Source organism: Bacillus cereus group sp. RP29, assembly GCF_040459765.1.
GTDB lineage: Bacteria > Bacillota > Bacilli > Bacillales > Bacillaceae_G > Bacillus_A > Bacillus_A paranthracis.
In genome coordinates this window covers 4671772-4689937 of record NZ_JARVHN010000001.1, presented here as the reverse complement: position 1 = coordinate 4689937, position 18166 = coordinate 4671772, and the positions used below count along the sequence as shown (strand labels likewise).

The following is an 18166-nucleotide window of genomic DNA, read 5'->3' as shown; positions in this document are numbered from 1 at the left end:
TTTGTTTAATACAGTATTTATTTATAAAATTCTTCCAAAATCAAGGTGAAAATATGTTAATATTTTGTTATTATAATTCAAAAACTACTATTTATAATCGAAACGGTATTATATTGCTTTTTATTACAAATAATATTATGTTATTTTAATCGACATATTTCAAAACGTGATGTATGTAAAGAACGATTATTAGGAAATGAAATATCTCTATTTCTATGAAAAGAAACAAGTTGTGTTTTAGTCAGATAGGAAGCAAGGAGAGATGCGCATGCTAGAACAAAGAGGTCATGCATTATATGAATCTTCATTGCGAGATTTAAAGTTAGCATTAGATGAGTCTTCAATTGTTGCGATTACAGACCGAAAGGGTCTTATTACATATGTAAATGATAAGTTTTGTGAAATCTCCAAATATACACGAGAAGAGTTAATAGGGAAAGATCATCGTATTTTAAATTCAGGACATCATCCGAAAACATTTTTTCAAATGCTATGGAAGCGTATTTTGAGCGGAAAAGTATGGAGAGGGGAGATTCGAAATCAAGCAAAAGATGGTACATATTATTGGGTTAAAACAACAATTGTTCCATTTTTAAATGAAAAAGGAGAGCCATATCAATTTATTGCGATCCGAAATGATATTAGTAGTAGGAAAGAAGCAGAACAGAGGTTACGGTTAAGCGAAAGTCGTTATAGGGAGCTTGCGTATCATGATGCTTTAACGAGTTTACCGAACCGTTTACAATTAATAACGACTGTTAACGAATTAATTGCAGATAAAAGAGAGTTTGGTATGATTTATTTTGATTTGGATCGTTTTAAATTAGTAAACGATACGCTAGGTCATATGATAGGAGATTTACTTTTAAGCGAAGTTGCTTCACGGCTGCATTATGTGCTAGGAGAGAAAGATGTTTTGGCTAGGCTGGGTGGCGACGAATTTGTGTTGTTAACAAAAAATCATACACAAGATGAGATGAGGCAGCTAGCGACATCTGTGTTGTCATGCTTTCAGGCGCCATTTATACTTGAAGGTCATGAAGTATACATTTCAGCTAGTCTAGGACTGTGCTCATATCCGCAAGATGGACAAGATGTAGAAACTCTATTGAAGAATTCAGATTTAGCTATGTATAGTGCGAAAGAACAGGGAAGAAATGCAGCGTGTTTCTTTACAGATGAGTTACGTGCGAAAATAAATCGTAGAATGAAAATTGAATTTGCTTTGCAAAAGGCAATTCGTGATGAAGAGTTAGATGTGGCACTGCAGCCTATTATTGATTTGAAAACGAAGAAATATACTGGTATTGAAGCTTTAGCGCGTTGTTCGACAGAAGAAGGACCTATTTCACCAAGCGAATTTATCCCAGTAGCTGAAGAATCTGGACTTATTATAAAATTAGGAGACTGGGTATTAGAAAAGTCATGTCGCTTGTTTAAAACATTGCCAGAGTATGAAGAAGGACTAAAGTTATCTGTGAATTTATCCATACAACAATTAATGCAAAAGCGTTTTATTTTATCTGTACGTAGCATTTTAAGGAGAACTGGATTTCCTGCAAATCGTTTAATTTTAGAAATAACGGAAAGCATTGCTGTTCGTCATTTTGATTATATTATTGCTACATTACAAGAATTAAGAAATATGGGTATTTTAATTGCTTTAGATGATTTCGGAACGGGTTATTCTTCCTTATATTATTTAAAACAACTACCGCTGGATATAGTAAAAATTGATCGTAATTTTATTCGTGAATTTCATTATGATCATGCACAGCCAGAGCGAACGATTGTAAAATCTGTTATTGAAATTGCCCATAGCTTACATTTAGCAGTAGTTGCTGAAGGGGTAGAGACAGTAGAGCAAGAAAGCTTATTAAAATCGATGGGCTGTGATTATGTACAAGGATTTTATTATGCAAAACCTTTATCTGTAGCAGAGTTAAAGGAAAAGTTAATTATAGACTTCTAATAAAAAAGAGAAGCCAGAAGCTTCTCCTTTTTTAATTCATTTTTTGTGAGTCTTTCATTAGTACAGGATAAAGAATAAGACCTAATACGAACAATCCGATTCCTAAGAAGAACGTTTTTAAATCAGCAGTTCCCGTTTTGATAACCCAAATAGAATATATGAATGCTAATGTAGTAATGATGCCGTCCTTTATTCGAGAGCCAGGCATTATATCATACGTTTCTCCTGTAATAACTAATTTGAATTGGTACAGTGTAGAAACAAGGTATGGAATTAAATAAGCTAATGTTGCTACAACGATAGCGAAATTATAAGCTTCTGATACGGTACCAGAAATCGTTGAGAATAAGAAAATTTGCGTCATCACATTTGTAATAAATAATGATTTTGAAGGACTACCTTTTTTATTTGTTTTCGCGAAAAGCTTAGGGAAAAGTCCGTTCTTTGCAGCCTGGTAAGGTACTTCTGAACTAACAACAATCCAGCCCACTGTAGATCCAAATAAAGATACAAGTGCAAGTAGAGCCATGATATATGCGCCTTTATTGCCAATTGCTAAATTTAATGCGTCTACTAATGGTTTTTGAGACTCTTTTAAAGCATCTTGCGGGAGAGCGCCCATTGTAAGTAGAGTAATTGACATGTAAATAAGAAGAGCGATAATTAATCCAAAAATGGTAGCTTTTTTTACATCGCGCTGAGATTTTGCACGATTAGAAAGCATGACAGCCGATTCAATACCGATAAACGCCCAAAGTGTTGCAATAGCAGCTGAATTGATTTGTCCACCTAAAGAAATGGATTGTCCTGCTTCATTCATAAATGTTTGCCCGTCTCCGAAATTAGAGGCATTGAAAATGAATAATGTGATTACAATAAACATTGTAAATCCAATAATTTTTGCAATAGTAGCAAGAAGATTCATATTTCCAGCACGATCAATATTTTGAGAAAGAATATATTGAATTCCCCATAACATAAGGCTACATACGAGGAACGTTAATCCTTTTCCAAGTTCTAGTGAAAATCCGTTCGTTGAAAAGAGAATTTGCTTACTTTGTAAAACTGGAAAGAATGTTGATAAATATCCAGCAAAGGAAATAATAACAGATGCTGTTGCAGCCCAGTTCGCAGCCCAATATCCCCATGCCATACTATAGCCTGCAACTTTACCCGCTTTTTTTGAAGGGAACATCGCTTGAGCATAGCTTTGTGGCCCCGCTTTTAATTCTGGTTTTCGGATTGCTAAATTTCCAAATACGAGTGCAATCATAAATACGCCAAGTCCTGTAATACTCCATGCAAGTGTAGAACCCATTGGACCTGATACTTGTGCTAAATTTGCTGGGAGCATAAATACGCCACCGCCAACCATATTCCCGATAACAAAAGCTGTTAAAACCCATAATCCCCATTTTTTCGTTTCCATTTTTGTTAACTCCTTTGTAGTAATATTTGCTTAAACATCATTTTTTACTAGCTTTTTGGCAATAAAAAAAGAGCCATGTAGATAAAAAATACCTACATGGCTCTTCGCCAAAGCGTAGGTACAACGGGAATAACCCTTGTACCTACGCGTAATTTTTCCGCTAGGTTTCAAGGGTTACGTATGATGATGATGTTTTTGTGCAAATGTAACTACAATTGTTGTATAAGTAAGCATAGTTCTTTGCTCCCTTTCTCCTCTGATTTTGAAGTTAGTATACTACATGTTTTTTTGAATGAAAAGAAAAATATAAAAATTTTTATAAAAATACGTTTTAGAGATTAAATATTTACCTTTATTTTTCCTATACTGGAAAATAAGTGAGAGATTGGCAGAAGAGTGTAGCATGGTATAATACATATAGAACTAGAAGGTGACAAGGGGCTATTGTAGATGATGAGTAAGTATGAACAAATTTATACAGAAATCAGTAATTCTATTGATAATAGGCAATTAAAAGAGGGATGCAAAATCCCATCAGAAACTGAATTAATGAAGCAATATGAAGCGAGCCGCGGTACTGTAAGAAAAGCTGTAGATTTATTACAAGAACGTGGATATGTTCAAAAAATACACGGAAAAGGTGTTTTTGTTTTAAAGCGAAAAAACATTGAATTCAACTTTGGTGGTATTGTAAGTTTCCAAGAAGAAAATGAACGTTTAGGACGCCATTGTATTACAGAAGTCGTGGAAATGGAGAAAGTAAAAGCGACAAAAGAGGTTGCAAAGCTATTAAATGTGAAAGAGAAAACAGACATAGATCATATTAAACGCGTACGAAATATTGATGGAGAAAAAGTAATTTTGGATATTAATCATTTTGTATCGGAATATATTCCTGGATTAACGAGTGAGATTGCAGCGGGGTCCATTTATAAATATATTGAGAAAGAACTAGGTCTTCATATTAGTTACTCACAGAGAGTAATTGAAGTGCAACAATGTACAGAGGACGATAGAAAGTATTTAGATTTAAATGGAACAGATTATGTTGTTGTCGTGAAAAACTTTACGCATTTGTATGATGGAAGTCAGTTCGAATATACAGAATCCCGCCACCGCTTAGATATTTTTCATTTTTCGGATGTGGCGCGGAGAAAATAAGGAGATGGAACGTAATGTTTCATCTCTTTTTTTATAAAAAAATGAAAAACTCGTATATACGAGTGTTGACTAACTTATATATACGAGTTAATATGTAATTGTAAACGGTATCAAAAAAAGAAAAGAGGGACGGGAATATGGGGAAAGACTATCGTAAAACAGCAGAGGAAGTGTTGCAGTATATTGGCGGGAAAGACAATATTGAACAAGCTGCGCACTGTGTAACGAGACTCCGTATCGCTTTAAAGGATGAAAGTAAAATAGATAACGATAAATTGCAGTCTGTTTCATTAGTGAAGGGAGCGTTTCATAACGCTGGGGTATTTCAAATTGTAATTGGTCCAGGAGATGTTGATCGAGTATATGCTGAATTGATAACGCTTGCAGGTATGAAGGAAGCGACAGTAGCTGATGTAAAAGATTCTGGAAACCAAAAGTTAAATCCAGCTCAAAAGTTTGTAAAAGTATTTTCAGATGTATTTATGCCGATATTACCAGCAATCGTAACAGCTGGTTTATTAATGGGTATTAATAATCTATTAGGCGCAAAGGACTTATTTTTTGATGGAAAAAATTTATTAGATGTGTATCCAAACTTAGGCGGGCTTTGGGATTTAATTAATATGATGGCGAATACAGCATTCGTATTCTTACCGGCACTTGTCGGGTGGTCAGCAACAAAACGTTTTGGTGGTAGTCCAATACTAGGGATTGTTATGGGATTAATGCTTGTGCATCCGGCCTTATTAAATGCCTGGGACTATGGAAAAGCAGCGACTGGTTTAGATGGTCAAAAGATTGAGTACTTCAATATTTTAGGGCTGTTCCAAATTGAGAAGGTAGGATATCAAGGACAAATCTTGCCGGTTTTAGTAGCAGCATTTGTATTAAGTAAAGTAGAAATCTTTTTAAAGAAACATGTACCAAATGCAATTCAATTATTAGTTGTACCAATTACAACAATCGTTGTGACAGGTGTATTAGCATTAGGGATTATTGGTCCGGTTACACGTCATATTGGAGATTTATTAACAGTAGGATTAGTAGGTGTATATGAAACAGTACCAGTAGTTGGAGCAGTATTATTTGGAGCATTGTATGCACCACTTGTAATTACAGGTATGCATCATATGTTTATTGCTATCGATTTACAATTAATTGCACAACACGGTGGTACATTCATTTGGCCGATGATTGCTCTTTCTAACATTGCACAAGGTAGTGCGGCACTTGCGATGTTCTGGATTTCTAAAAATCAAAATGATAAAAGTATGGCATCGACATCAGCAATCTCGGCATATTTCGGTATTACAGAGCCAGCTATGTTTGGTGTAAACTTACGAAATAAATTCCCGTTCTATGCAGCGATTATCGGATCGGCTGTGGCGGCGATATTCATTACATTAAATGGTGTATTAGCACCTGCTATCGGAATTGGTGGATTACCAGCATTTATTTCTATCATTCCCAAATCGATTCCAATGTTTATTGTAGGAATGGTTATCGCAGTTGTCATCCCATTTACGTTAACGTGGTTATTTGCAAAACGAGTAAAACAGAAGTAGGAGGAAGTTAAACATGAAGGATTGGCATAAAAGTGTAGTTTATCAAATTTATCCGAAGAGCTTTAATAGCTATTACAATAAAGAAACCGGTGATATAAAAGGGGTTACAGAAAAACTAGATTACTTAAAAGAACTCGGAGTAGATTATATTTGGTTAACACCGATATACCAATCGCCACAAAATGATAATGGATACGATGTAAGTGATTACTACAATATTGATCCATCTTACGGAACGATGGAAGAGTTTGAAGAGCTTTTAGAAGAAGCAAAAGCACGTAACATTGAAATTATGCTTGATATCGTTGTAAATCATAGTTCGACGGAGCATAAGTGGTTTAAAGAAGCGAAGGAAGATAAAAATAGTCCATATCGAGATTATTACATTTGGCGTGATGAAAAAAATAATTGGCAATCTAAGTTTGGTGGGTCTGCTTGGAAATATGATGAGAAGACAGAGCAATATTATTTACATCTATTTGATGAGACACAAGCAGATTTAAACTGGGAAAATGAAAAACTTCGTGAAGAAGTATATGATATGATGCGCTTTTGGCTTGATAAAGGGGTAACTGGATTCCGATTAGATGTTATTAATTTAATTTCAAAAGATCAACAGTTCTTAAATGATAATGGAAGTACGGCGACAAGCGATGGCCGTAAATATTATACAGATGGCCCACGTGTTCATGAATATTTACAAGAAATGAACCGAAATGTTTTTGAAGGGAAAGATGTAATTACAGTTGGAGAAATGTCATCTACGACAATTGATAATTGTATTAAATATTCAAACCCTGAGCGTAATGAATTAAGTATGACGTTTAGTTTCCATCATTTAAAAGTTGATTATCCGAATGGTGATAAGTGGACGAAGGCTGATTTTGATTTTATTAAATTAAAAGAGATTATGTCTAATTGGCAAATTGAAATGCAAAAGGGCGGGGGATGGAATGCGTTATTCTGGTGTAATCATGACCAGCCTCGTATTGTGTCACGCTTTGGTGATGATAAAGAGTACCGAAATGAATCTGCGAAAATGTTAGCGACAGCTATGCATATGTTGCAGGGGACACCTTACATTTATCAAGGTGAAGAAATCGGTATGACGAATCCTAAATTCGAGTCTATTGAGCAATATCGCGATGTAGAATCGTTAAATATATACGATATAAAGCTGGAAGAAGGATTATCAAAAGAAGAGATTATTGGGATTTTAAAACAAAAATCTCGTGACAACTCCCGAACTCCAATGCAGTGGAATGAAGAGATGAATAGTGGCTTTACAACAAGTACACCTTGGATTTCAGTGGCTGAAAACTTTAAAGAAATAAATGTAGAGAAGGCACTAGAAGATAAGGAATCTGTATTTTATTATTATAAAAAATTAATTGAACTTCGAAAAACGTATGATGTAATTACAGAAGGAGAATATGCTATTTTGGATGAAAATGATCCTAAAATTTGGGCATATACTCGTACTACAGAAAGTGAAGTGCTACTTGTTATCAATAACTTCTATGGAGAGGAAATAACGTACTCTGTACCAGCGCACGTTCAATTAGATGGAATGAAACAAGAAGTATTACTGTCGAATTATAAAGATTCCAGCAAGGATATTACAAACCTTGACTTAAGACCATATGAATCAATTATATATCGATATACGAAATAAAAGGTTGTATGCCTGCGTGGCATACAACCTTTTATTTTAAGACACCACTATACAAAATGCTTACTTCTACCTCAGGCTTAAATTTTACTTTTGCATAATCTTTATTCCAATTTTTTTTCTTCCATAGGTCAGGATGATAAGCGATAAGATGTCTACCAATTCCGAAAGCATCACAATTTGCCTTTTGTAACTTTTTCGTTATTTTTTTCGCTTCTTTTGTAAGTTGCTTTGATAATTCTTTATTTAGCTTTTTTCTTTCATCCATTTTGTAAAGATTATCTCTCGGAGCTTCAAGGGCTATAACTTTTAATTGAAGCTTAATGTGAGCATAAACATTTCCTTTTTTATCTGTTGTTATTTTTAAGTCTCGTTTTAATTTCCGATTGCTCACTTCCATTGTTAAATAATCAGATGTCTTCTTGGATTCATCGCTAGTAAGTTTTTGAGTTATACGGGCACTTGTTCCCATTTTTCCAGTTAATAATACGAATAAAACAGATTGTTTCAAAGGTAAATGCCCAGTTAATTTATCATTGTTAAATAAAGCTAACCCGTTTGTAATTACTTCTTTTCCTTTTATTTTTATAGAAGGGAGGGTAAAGTCTTTACCGGGATCTAACATTTTTGTAGCAGCTGTTTCTAAAGTTTCTTTTGGAAATACACTCATATCTTCTAAGCTTTTCACTTTTTTCTTTAGAAAATCTCCAATTAGTAAATTTCCTACTTTCTTTTTTTCTAGTATCTCGGATGTTTCACCATCTACTGCAATAAGTTTTACTAAAGCAGTTGGGTTTGTTGGGTCCCGAAAGCTGACATCTAAATAAGGTAGTATACCTTTTTTTAAAATTTTGGTTCCTAGTAATTGAACACCATATTTAAAATAACGAATGTTTCCCGTTACATTTTTTTTCAGTGCATCGCTTGTATCTCTTATGTTATGCCCGGTTGCTGAATGTATTTCATTCTCGAATGAAGATTGTTCGCCGCTTGAACTTTTTACGAGCTCAATTGTTTGCTGGAGTTGATTCTCTTCCGTAATATCAGATCCAATACTATAAGCTAACCTTGCTTCCCTTAATGGTTCTTGATCCCAACAGCCAGCAAGGAATGCACTAGTGCATAATACAAAAAGTAATTTAACTCTTTTTTTGAACATACTGTTCTCCTTTCTTATTTCTTATTACTGAATAAAGTAGAAATAAAAGAGGGAGGACAACGATGAAAATATAGGTGAACTTATCTGTGAAAGTTGCAATCACTTTTAATTCTTCAGGTGTATCGATAAATAGGGCTATACTAAAAGCAATAATACCAACGATTGGGACAGCCTTTTTATGATTACCAAGATTGAATATATGTCCAATTCCTATAGAAGCAGCGCAGTAATAACTAGCGATAGAAGCTACAACTGTTATCATCCAAATTGGTATGAATAGTAAATCAGTTCGGTCTATAATCCCGATATGCAAGGATCGTAATAAGTAAGCAACTGGTTCTGGAATAAGCTCAATTTGTTTTGGACTAAATACGATAAAGCAAATCCAAACAGTAAAAGTATAAAAAAGGGTTACAAATCCATTCGCAATAGAAATTGCCTTTAGTTTTGCGACAGAACTGCCATTTACTTTTGGAAAAGCGATAAGAATGATTTCAAAACCATACATGGCTGTAATTGTTTCCTTGGATGCTTGAATTACATTCCACCAGCCGGCTTCTGTAATGGGAAAAATATAAGAGAAATCAGCTCGGGAAAGCCCTAGGGCAATTAAAAGGGCCATTGGAATAATGAGGATAGAGGCCATGACATAAAATCGTACGATGACTTTAAAGGTGTTATAAGCTACATAACAACAAGCTATTGTAAATAGCATGAGAATGGCAGACCAAGGAGTAGCTTGTAATATCCAAACTTTAATGACATTACAAGCATTTAACATAACTGTCATACCGATAAGGGTAAAATAAAAAACATAAGCAAAGCCTAATAGTTTTCCAAACTTGTTACCAAATAGCATACAAACACTTTCATACATATCTGCATCAGGAAATCGTTTTAAGAAAAGCCACATAAGTAAAATAATAAGCTGAATCGCAAGCCCGGCGATGAGCGCGGAAATCCATCCACCACCTTTTGCTATTGGGTGAAGACGGTTAGGCAGGGAAAGTATCCCCACTCCAATTTGGCATTGGATAACGAAAAAGGTAAATTGAACGAGCGAAATTTTACTTTGCGTGTTTGTCACCGTCCTCATCCTCTCTCGTTACATGTTGGCGCTGCATTTTTTTCGGTTTTGGATCATGTGGTCGTTCCCAAAATGACCAAATTGGTAGTCTGACAAAAGAATCTTTCATATCTTTGATCCGCATTGGTGCAACAGGAGAAAGATATGGTGTATGAAAAGAATGAAGCTGACATAGGTGAACGAAAGTTATAATTAGACCCAATGATATTCCTACATATCCAAATATCGCAGCAAGGAGCATTAATGGAAAACGAAGAATTCGAACAGCTGAACTCATATCGTTTGATGGAACGAGAAAAGATGAGATGGCAGTTAAAGCTACGACGATGATCATCGTATAAGAAACAAGTCCAGCATTTACAATTGCATCACCAATTACTAAACCACCTACAATACCGATTGTTTGTCCAACTCTGCTCGGCAAACGAATACCAGCTTCCCGTAATAACTCGAAAATTAGCTCCATTAAGAGAGCTTCAAAAATAGGAGGAAGTGGTACTTTCTCTAATGAAGCTTTAATTGTATACACAAGTTCAAGCGGCAATACATCAGGGTGAAAGGCTACGGTTGCGATATAGATAGCTGGTAAGAGAAAAGCAATCAAGAAACTCACTAAGCGAATCATTCGGACGAAGGAACCGACAATCCAGCGGTTATTGTAATCATCTGGTGATTGATAGAAAGCAAATAACGTAACAGGAACGATAAGCGCTGTTGGATCTCCATCAGATAAAATAGCCACTCGTCCTTCCATTAAATTTGCTGCGACTCTATCTGGACGCTCTGTATTTAATTGCTGCGGAAATGGTGAGAAAGACGTATCCTCTATAAATTCTTGTATATATCCCGGAGGCATAAGTGCATCTGTCTTAATCGTTTCTAACCTTCTTTTTACTTCTGTAACTAAATCGTCATTCGCTATGTTTTGCATATAAGCAATTGCCACTTTCGTATGCATTTCTTCACCAAGTGTGAAATATTTAACGACGATATTTGGACTTTTTATGAGTTTACGAATGGAAGCTAAATTGGTTGCTAAATCTTCTACAAAACCAGTATGTGGTCCACGTACAATGCCTTCATTATCAGGCTCTGCTATATCTCTCTTTAAAGATAAAGCTGTTTCGAAAATACAAAAACTGTCGACTTGTTCATGAAAATATAATGATTTGCCTTGTAATAAAAGTTGCACACCGTAATTTAAATTTGTTTCTTTCTTCATACTTAATGTGGCAAAAGCTTTATCTAAAGACAAATCCGACCGAGTTAATAAAGGCTCAAGAGCTAATTGGTGAATTAAATTTAAATCTGCTAAAGATTCGATATATAAGATTGTTCCTTTGCAGTTTTGGAATGGGACATCTAATTTTTTTATATCATCTGAGTGACATAGCTTATTTTCAATGTAATTAATATTTTCCGGAAGTGATGGAAACATATGCTTTTGATCCGTACTCTTTTGTTGTTCTTTTTGCTCTGTCATAATTTCCACCTCTTTTAGATAAAGTTACTTCTGTTAATTTTTGCTTTTTGTGAGAAATTTATGCTTGGATTATTTTTGACAAAGTAGCTTGAAAGTTACGTTACGTCATCTTTTATACTATAGAAAATAGGATATAGGGGATGATATAAATGACTTTGAGGTATATGTGGGGATGGAAAGAAGTTTTATATTTATTTATGTTTGTATTTGTTATTGTTCCAGTAACTGTCGAATCCCTTTTTTATAAATATATTTTAGAAGTAATAGGTAACTCACTATATGCTGGAGTATTAATGGGCTTTATAATGGCAGTGATATTTACTACTGTAGTTTATCTTTTTTGTATCAAAAGATATAAACTCTCGTGGAAAGATATTGGAATTCGAAAACTTTCATGGAAAGATTTTTTATGGACAGTTATAGCATTGATTACCTTAATTGTAGTTAGTATTGCTGTATTAATGATAATGGAGAAAATGGGTATTTCTTTTGAAAATAGTAAAACGGAGACGGTCCAAAATGATAAATCAATATATTCGTTCTGTATCGCGGTAATTGGAGCAGCAATTATATCACCAATTTATGAAGAGATTTTATATCGAGGTGTTTTTTATACATTTTTTCGTAATAGATATGGCATGCGGGGCGGTATGTTTATCAGTTCCATAATATTTACTGTTGTCCATATTCCAACATATAACACATTACCGGTGAATTTTTTAAGTGGGGTAGTATTTGCTTGGTTATATGAGAAAACAAATTCTATTTTATCGGCTATGATTGCCCACGCATTATTCAATTTCATAGCAGTACTTCTCACATTTATGTCGAATTAAGAAGATATATAGGAGGGATACATATGGAAATAGCTGTAGAACGTATTTTTACGAAAGAGATTTTAAAAAGAGCAGCGAGTTTGTTTCATGTAACAGTGGACGAAAAGCCGCTTGGAGATTTTGAGAATTATATTTTTAAGGCGAAGGGTGATAATGATGAAGATTACGTATTACGTTTAACACATTCTTCTCATCGCTCTAAACAAGAGGTAGAGGCTGAACTAGATTTTTTACGATATGTTGCGGAGAATGGGGCAAAGGTAGCAGGCCCCCTTTATTCAGCATCTCAAAATCTTGTAGAAGACATCAGAGCAGAGGATGAAACTTTCTTTTTCGCTTCTTTATTTACATATGCAAAAGGTGAGCAAGTAAAAGGAGCGGAATCGCCTTATTGGGGAGACGCTTACTTTGAAGCATGGGGAAAAGCGATTGGACAACTGCATCGCCTTACAATGGATTATCCTAAAACAGACTACCGTGATACGTGGGAAGAAGATGAGAGTGGGATTGTTAATGGATTAGAAGATGATCAAGTGAAAAAGATCGCTGCGGTATTAATGGATGAGATAAAGGCTCTTCCAATTGAAAGAGAAACATTCGGCCTTATGCATGGGGATATTCATCCAGGTAATTTTCATTATGATGGAAAAGAGCTAACAATCTTTGATTTTGATGATGCGGCTTATAATTACTTTATACACGATTTAGCAATGGTTCTTTATTACTCTGTTCTATTTACAACGTGGACAGCGGAAGAGAAGACAGACTTTGCTCGTAAACAGTTACAAGTGTTACGGAAAGGCTATGAGTATGAGCACAGACTGGCGGATAGCTGGTATGAATCATTACCACTATTTTTACGTTTGCGTGACATAGGTCTATACGGTACGCTCCAAAAGAAATTTAAAGGGAAAGATATGCCAGATAATTTCCGAAAGTTATCAGAAGAGCTATACGAAAGAATTATAAAAAAAGAAGCAATTGTGAATATATAATACATTCTGTTCAAAACAAAGTATATAAAACAAATATATACTTTGTTTTTTTATACAAAAATATGTTTGTTTTATTAAAATAATATTGTCATAGATTCGGTATACACTTATAATTTTTATATATTCTGAATATTCTTGATAAAAAGGAGGGGGAATATTGGAAGCTTTCGTAAATTGGTTAAATAATATTGTTTGGAGTCCAGCACTTGTTTATTTATGTTTAGGAGCAGGTTTATATTTTTCTATTCGAACGAGGTTTTTACAAGTAAGGCACGTAGGAGAAATGGTGAAGCTGACATTTAAAGGAGAAAAATCAGAGGCTGGTGTTTCTTCATTCCAAGCGTTAGCACTTTCGTTATCAGGGCGCGTTGGGACAGGGAATATCGCTGGGGTAGCTACAGCGGTTGCCTTCGGTGGACCAGGGGCTGTATTTTGGATGTGGGCAGTAGCCTTTTTAGGAGCAGGATCAGCTTATGTAGAATCAACACTCGCGCAAATCTATAAGACAAAGCATCAAGGACAGTTTCGTGGTGGACCTGCTTATTACATCGAAAAAGGTCTAGGTGTGAAATGGTATGCTTTAGTATTCGTTGCAGCGACAATTCTTGCAACTGGGCTTTTATTACCGGGCGTGCAAGCAAATAGTATTGCTGTAAGTTTAGAGACAGCTTTTGGAATTAACACTACATTATCAGGGGCTTTATTAGTTGTTGTATTAGCTCTTATCATTTTCGGTGGAGTAAAGCGTATTGTTAACGTAGCGCAAGTTGTCGTACCGTTTATGGCAGTTGGGTATATTTTAGTAGCTTGTGTTATTGTCGCTATGAATATTGAAAAACTGCCAGAAGCATTTATGTTAATTATAAGAAGTGCGTTTGCATTAGAAGCAGCATTTGGTGGTATTATCGGTTTAGCAATTTCTTGGGGGGTAAAACGTGGTATTTATTCTAATGAAGCAGGGCAAGGAACTGGGCCACATGCAGCGGCAGCAGCAGAAGTATCACATCCAGCTAAGCAAGGCTTAGTGCAAGCATTTTCCGTTTACATTGATACATTATTTGTTTGTTCAGCAACAGCATTTATGATGATTATTACAGGCATGTATAACGTATTTGATGCAAGCGGAAAAAACTTTATCGTAAATAAATTAAATGGTGCACAGCCAGGACCGGGATATACACAGGCAGCAGTAGAATCTGTTTTCCCTGGATTTGGAAACGGTTTCGTTGCAATCTCGTTACTATTCTTTGCATTTACAACAATTATGGCGTATTACTACATTGCAGAAACGAATATCGCGTACTTAAACCGTGATAAAGACCGCCCTTGGCTGTCTATGGTACTAAAGTTTGTCTTTTTAGGAGCTGTATTCTACGGTTGTATCAAAACAGCAGCAACGGCTTGGGCTTTAGGCGATATCGGTGTAGGAATTATGGCATGGGTAAATATCATTGCGATTTTACTATTACAAAAACCTGCATTAGTTGCATTAAAGGATTATGAAAAGCAGAAAAAAGAAGGAAAAGATCCAGTATTCGATCCAGGGCCATTAGGAATTAAAAATGCTGATTTCTGGGAGCATGAATACGGAAAAGATAAGAAAGAAGAAGTATCGTAATGGAATAGAGATGAAAAAGCAAAGGGGAAACCCCTTTGCTTTTTTTATGGGTGAAATGAGGATCAAAGTTATTTTTTTGCTTATTTTTGAATATAAAAAGAATGTACATGCTTTGTTAGGGGAAGGGGGGAGTATGTTGATAGAGTTTCGTAATGTAAATAAATATTATGGTAACTTTCAAGTTTTAAAAGATATTAATGTACAAGTGAAAAAAGGTGAAGTGGTAGTAGTTGTTGGGCCTTCAGGATCAGGAAAAAGCACGTTGCTTCGGTGTATAAACCAGTTAGAGTCAATTACAGATGGAGAGTTAATTGTACAAAATACGGAGGTACACAATGCGAAAACAGATATGAATGAATTACGCCGAAATATCGGAATGGTCTTTCAACATTTTTATTTATATCCACATAAAACGGTTCTTCAAAATATTACACTAGCACCTATTAAAGTAAATAAAATTTCAAAAGAGGAAGCAGAGAAAACGGCGATGTTTTATTTAGAGAAAGTAGGAATTCCGGAGAAGGCCAGTGTATATCCACATCAATTATCTGGTGGACAACAGCAAAGGGTGGCAATTGCTAGAGGACTTGCGATGCAGCCGGAAATTATGCTATTCGATGAGCCTACGTCTGCTCTTGATCCAGAGATGATCGGGGAAGTACTTGATGTTATGAAAACGCTAGCTAAAGAAGGGATGACGATGGTCGTTGTCACGCATGAAATGGGATTTGCAAGGGAGGTAGCCGATCGGATTTTATTTATGGATGATGGCAAGATTATTGAGGATACAACACCGGCGCAATTTTTTGCGAGTCCTGAACAAGAAAGAGCGCGTCTATTTTTAAGCCGAGTGTTAAACCATTAAAGGAGGAGTTTTATGCTTAAAATGAAAAAGTTGTTTACGTTAATCGTATTTTCATGTCTATTCGTACTTGTCGTTGCTGGATGTGGAAGTAAAAAAGATGAGGCAAAAGAAACGAACACGAAGCAAGGCGGTGCTGTTGAACAAATTAAGAAGCGAGGGAAGTTAGTAGTTGGGGTGAAGAATGATACGAACTTATTTGGATTGAAAAATCCTTCGACAGGGCAGGTAGAAGGATTTGATGTTGATGTTGCAAAGGCGCTTGCGAAAAAGATTCTTGGGGATGAAAAGAAACTAGAGTTGAAAGAGGTAACATCTAAAACGCGTATTCCACTCCTGAAAAATGGTGACATTGATGCAATTATTGCAACAATGACAATTACAGAAGAACGTAAAAAAGAGGTCGATTTTTCAGATGTATATTTTAAAGCAGGGCAATCGTTACTCGTGAAAAAAGGAAGCGATATTAAAAGTATTGATGATGTGAAAAAGGGCGTAAAAGTGTTAGCAGTAAAAGGCTCAACATCGACAAATAACATTCGCCAAAAATCACCAGAAGCGACTGTATTAGAATTTGAAAATTACAGTGAGGCATTTACAGCGTTAAAAGCAGGAAAAGGTGATGTTTTAACGACAGATAATGCAATTCTTTACGGTATGGCAAAACAAGATTCAAATTATGAAGTGGTAGGGAAAATTTTTACGGATGAACCGTACGGAATCGCAGTGCAAAAAGGTGCAGATGATTTAACGAAAGAGATTAATAATTTAATTAAAGACATGAAAGCAAGCGGAGAGTATGACAAATTATATGAGAAATGGATTGGGCAGAAACCAGAGAAGTAAAGTGATAAATAGTAAAAGTGAGAGGATGAGAGTACTCATCCTCTTCTTGTAAAGAAAGAGGGGAGAATATGTGCCTGATTTTTCTATATTAACGAATAACATTGATATGTATTTAGAAGGCTTTAAGTATACAGTTATGTCTAGTGTACTTGCATTGATAGGAAGCTTTATTTTAGGAGTAATTTTGGCGGTAATGCGTATTGCACCAATTCGCATTTTAAATTGGTTGGGAGCTGCTATTGTAGAATTTGTAAGAAATATTCCGCTCGTATTAATTGCATTTATATTCTATTTCGCTTTACCTGTAGTAGGAATTACTTTAAATGGTTTTGTAGCAGGAACAGTTACGCTTACCGTATATACTGCAGCGTTTATTGCGGAAGTCATTCGAGCTGGTATTTTATCAGTCGCGAAAGGCCAAATGGAGGCAGCACGTTCCTCAGGATTGACGTATGTACAGGGAATGTATTATATTGTTTTGCCCCAGGCGATGAAAATCGTAATCCCTCCTTTAGGAAATCAATTTCTCAATTTAGTAAAAAACTCTTCTATACTCGGAATTATTGCTGGTGCTGATTTAATGTATCAAGGAGATTTAATTTCAACGAAGACGTTTGTTACGTTCGATGTGTATATATTTGTCGGGATGTTTTATTTAATATTAACAATTCCGCTCAGTATGCTAGTGCGTTATTTAGAAAAACGCTTAGCAAAGGAGGCGGTGTAAATGGATTTTAAGGGAGCAATTACAGGAGATCATATTCTCTTTTTATTAAAAGGATTACTCATCACATTAGAGGTAGCGCTCGTAGCAATTGTACTTAGCTTTATTATCGGTAGTGTAATAGGGATTGTACGGTACACAAAAATACCCGTCTTCTCACAAATATTAGGAGTTATCGTTGAAGTAATTCGAAACTTACCACTACTTTTAATTATATTTTTCACATATTTTGCACTTCCAGAAGCAGGCTTGAAATTAGAAATTATAACAGCCGTAATTGTCGCTTTAACAATATTTGAAGCTGCAATGATATCTGAAATTGTTCGAAGTGGCCTATTATCTATTGAAAAAGGACAGATTGAGGCTGCAAGATCTTCAGGATTAACGTATGTGCAAGCACTTTGGCACATTATTTTACCACAAGCATTAAGAAGAATGGTCCCGCCACTTGTCAGTCAGTTTATTTCATTGCTGAAAGATACAGCGCTAGCAGTCGTTATATCACTCCCAGAGCTTATGCATAATGCTCAAATTATTAGCGGACAAAATGTAAATTATATGATTCCAACGTTTATAGTAGTAGCTTGTATGTACTTTATTGTAAACTATAGTTTATCAATTTTATCGAGAAGGTTAGAACTTCGTTAACCCTTACAATATATGTAAGGGTTTTTCCTTGTTTCTCCTTATTTTCCTCTAAATAGAATCTAAATCTTGCAATAATTCAATTTTTTATATTATTTTATCAGAAAAGTTT

The 18166-nt window shown here is 35.2% G+C and carries 15 protein-coding genes; 11 read left to right on the top strand and 4 right to left on the bottom strand.

Annotated elements, in window-relative coordinates:
- The first annotated feature begins 268 nt into the window (after nt 1-268).
- The gene (locus tag QCI47_RS24930; RefSeq protein WP_000893367.1) at nt 269-1972 is read left to right on the top strand and encodes a putative bifunctional diguanylate cyclase/phosphodiesterase; all 1704 of its coding nucleotides are present in this window, start codon (nt 269-271) and stop codon (nt 1970-1972) included.
- A 31-nt stretch (nt 1973-2003) separates the two neighbouring features.
- Here QCI47_RS24930 and QCI47_RS24925 read toward each other — a convergent pair whose 3' ends face one another.
- Entirely contained in the window at nt 2004-3401 is a 1398-nt protein-coding gene (locus QCI47_RS24925) for an amino acid permease (protein WP_061131304.1), read from the bottom strand.
- 450 nt (nt 3402-3851) lie between these two features.
- On the opposite strand from QCI47_RS24925, the gene treR reads away from it, so the two are divergent.
- The 3 genes from treR to treC all read left to right on the top strand — a co-directional run bounded on the left by treR (nt 3852) and on the right by treC (nt 7802).
- Nucleotides 3852-4562, top strand: coding sequence for a trehalose operon repressor (treR, locus tag QCI47_RS24920; protein ID WP_061131305.1), 711 nt, complete (start codon nt 3852-3854; stop codon nt 4560-4562).
- Between the two features lie 137 nt (nt 4563-4699).
- A complete protein-coding gene (treP, locus tag QCI47_RS24915) occupies nt 4700-6127 on the top strand; it encodes a PTS system trehalose-specific EIIBC component (protein WP_000513947.1) in 1428 nt (475 codons plus the stop codon).
- A 13-nt stretch (nt 6128-6140) separates the two neighbouring features.
- On the top strand, nt 6141-7802 hold the full coding sequence (treC, locus tag QCI47_RS24910; RefSeq protein WP_262718406.1) for an alpha,alpha-phosphotrehalase: 1662 nt from the start codon (nt 6141-6143) through the stop codon (nt 7800-7802).
- A 31-nt stretch (nt 7803-7833) separates the two neighbouring features.
- Here treC and gerKC read toward each other — a convergent pair whose 3' ends face one another.
- From gerKC to gerKA, 3 genes are read right to left on the bottom strand one after another with little or no spacing between them, the layout of a single operon-like run.
- Nucleotides 7834-8958: a spore germination protein GerKC gene (gene gerKC, locus QCI47_RS24905; RefSeq protein ID WP_074544149.1), complete on the bottom strand. Its 1125-nt coding sequence runs from the start codon at nt 8956-8958 to the stop codon at nt 7834-7836.
- The gene (locus QCI47_RS24900; RefSeq protein WP_309422345.1) at nt 8939-10045 is read right to left on the bottom strand and encodes a GerAB/ArcD/ProY family transporter; all 1107 of its coding nucleotides are present in this window, start codon (nt 10043-10045) and stop codon (nt 8939-8941) included. Before QCI47_RS24900 ends, gerKC begins: the two co-directional genes overlap by 20 nt.
- Entirely contained in the window at nt 10026-11528 is a 1503-nt protein-coding gene (gene gerKA / locus QCI47_RS24895; protein ID WP_353811977.1) for a spore germination protein GerKA, read from the bottom strand. Before gerKA ends, QCI47_RS24900 begins: the two co-directional genes overlap by 20 nt.
- 149 nt (nt 11529-11677) lie before the next feature.
- On the opposite strand from gerKA, the gene QCI47_RS24890 reads away from it, so the two are divergent.
- The 7 genes from QCI47_RS24890 to QCI47_RS24860 all read left to right on the top strand — a co-directional run bounded on the left by QCI47_RS24890 (nt 11678) and on the right by QCI47_RS24860 (nt 18057).
- On the top strand, nt 11678-12364 hold the full coding sequence (locus QCI47_RS24890; RefSeq protein ID WP_061131308.1) for a CPBP family intramembrane glutamic endopeptidase: 687 nt from the start codon (nt 11678-11680) through the stop codon (nt 12362-12364).
- Between the two features lie 23 nt (nt 12365-12387).
- Nucleotides 12388-13359 carry a phosphotransferase enzyme family protein gene (locus QCI47_RS24885; RefSeq protein WP_061131309.1) on the top strand — a complete coding sequence of 324 codons (972 nt, stop codon included), beginning with the start codon at nt 12388-12390 and terminating at the stop codon, nt 13357-13359.
- A gap of 157 nt (nt 13360-13516) precedes the next feature.
- Nucleotides 13517-14977 (top strand): alanine/glycine:cation symporter family protein, encoded by a 1461-nt coding sequence (locus tag QCI47_RS24880; protein ID WP_000387151.1) that lies wholly within the window; start codon nt 13517-13519, stop codon nt 14975-14977.
- A 136-nt stretch (nt 14978-15113) separates the two neighbouring features.
- Nucleotides 15114-15842: an amino acid ABC transporter ATP-binding protein gene (locus tag QCI47_RS24875; RefSeq protein WP_074564835.1), complete on the top strand. Its 729-nt coding sequence runs from the start codon at nt 15114-15116 to the stop codon at nt 15840-15842.
- 12 nt (nt 15843-15854) lie between these two features.
- Entirely contained in the window at nt 15855-16685 is an 831-nt protein-coding gene (gene glnH, locus QCI47_RS24870) for a glutamine ABC transporter substrate-binding protein GlnH (RefSeq protein WP_000916479.1), read from the top strand.
- A gap of 70 nt (nt 16686-16755) precedes the next feature.
- Nucleotides 16756-17412 carry an amino acid ABC transporter permease gene (locus tag QCI47_RS24865; protein ID WP_001112694.1) on the top strand — a complete coding sequence of 219 codons (657 nt, stop codon included), beginning with the start codon at nt 16756-16758 and terminating at the stop codon, nt 17410-17412.
- Nucleotides 17413-18057: an amino acid ABC transporter permease gene (locus QCI47_RS24860; RefSeq protein WP_000345989.1), complete on the top strand. Its 645-nt coding sequence runs from the start codon at nt 17413-17415 to the stop codon at nt 18055-18057.
- The last annotated feature ends 109 nt before the right edge of the window (nt 18058-18166 follow it).

Bases quoted from the DNA above. Each gene is read 5' to 3' on its own strand.
- QCI47_RS24930 (WP_000893367.1), top strand. From the start codon at position 269: ATGCTAGAACAAAGAGGTCATGCATTATATGAATCTTCATTGCGAGAT.
- QCI47_RS24925 (WP_061131304.1), bottom strand. From the start codon at position 3,401: ATGGAAACGAAAAAATGGGGATTATGGGTTTTAACAGCTTTTGTTATC.
- treR (WP_061131305.1), top strand. From the start codon at position 3,852: ATGATGAGTAAGTATGAACAAATTTATACAGAAATCAGTAATTCTATT.
- treP (WP_000513947.1), top strand. From the start codon at position 4,700: ATGGGGAAAGACTATCGTAAAACAGCAGAGGAAGTGTTGCAGTATATT.
- treC (WP_262718406.1), top strand. From the start codon at position 6,141: ATGAAGGATTGGCATAAAAGTGTAGTTTATCAAATTTATCCGAAGAGC.
- gerKC (WP_074544149.1), bottom strand. From the start codon at position 8,958: ATGTTCAAAAAAAGAGTTAAATTACTTTTTGTATTATGCACTAGTGCA.
- gerKA (WP_353811977.1), bottom strand. From the start codon at position 11,528: ATGACAGAGCAAAAAGAACAACAAAAGAGTACGGATCAAAAGCATATG.
- QCI47_RS24890 (WP_061131308.1), top strand. From the start codon at position 11,678: ATGACTTTGAGGTATATGTGGGGATGGAAAGAAGTTTTATATTTATTT.
- QCI47_RS24885 (WP_061131309.1), top strand. From the start codon at position 12,388: ATGGAAATAGCTGTAGAACGTATTTTTACGAAAGAGATTTTAAAAAGA.
- glnH (WP_000916479.1), top strand. From the start codon at position 15,855: ATGCTTAAAATGAAAAAGTTGTTTACGTTAATCGTATTTTCATGTCTA.
- QCI47_RS24860 (WP_000345989.1), top strand. From the start codon at position 17,413: ATGGATTTTAAGGGAGCAATTACAGGAGATCATATTCTCTTTTTATTA.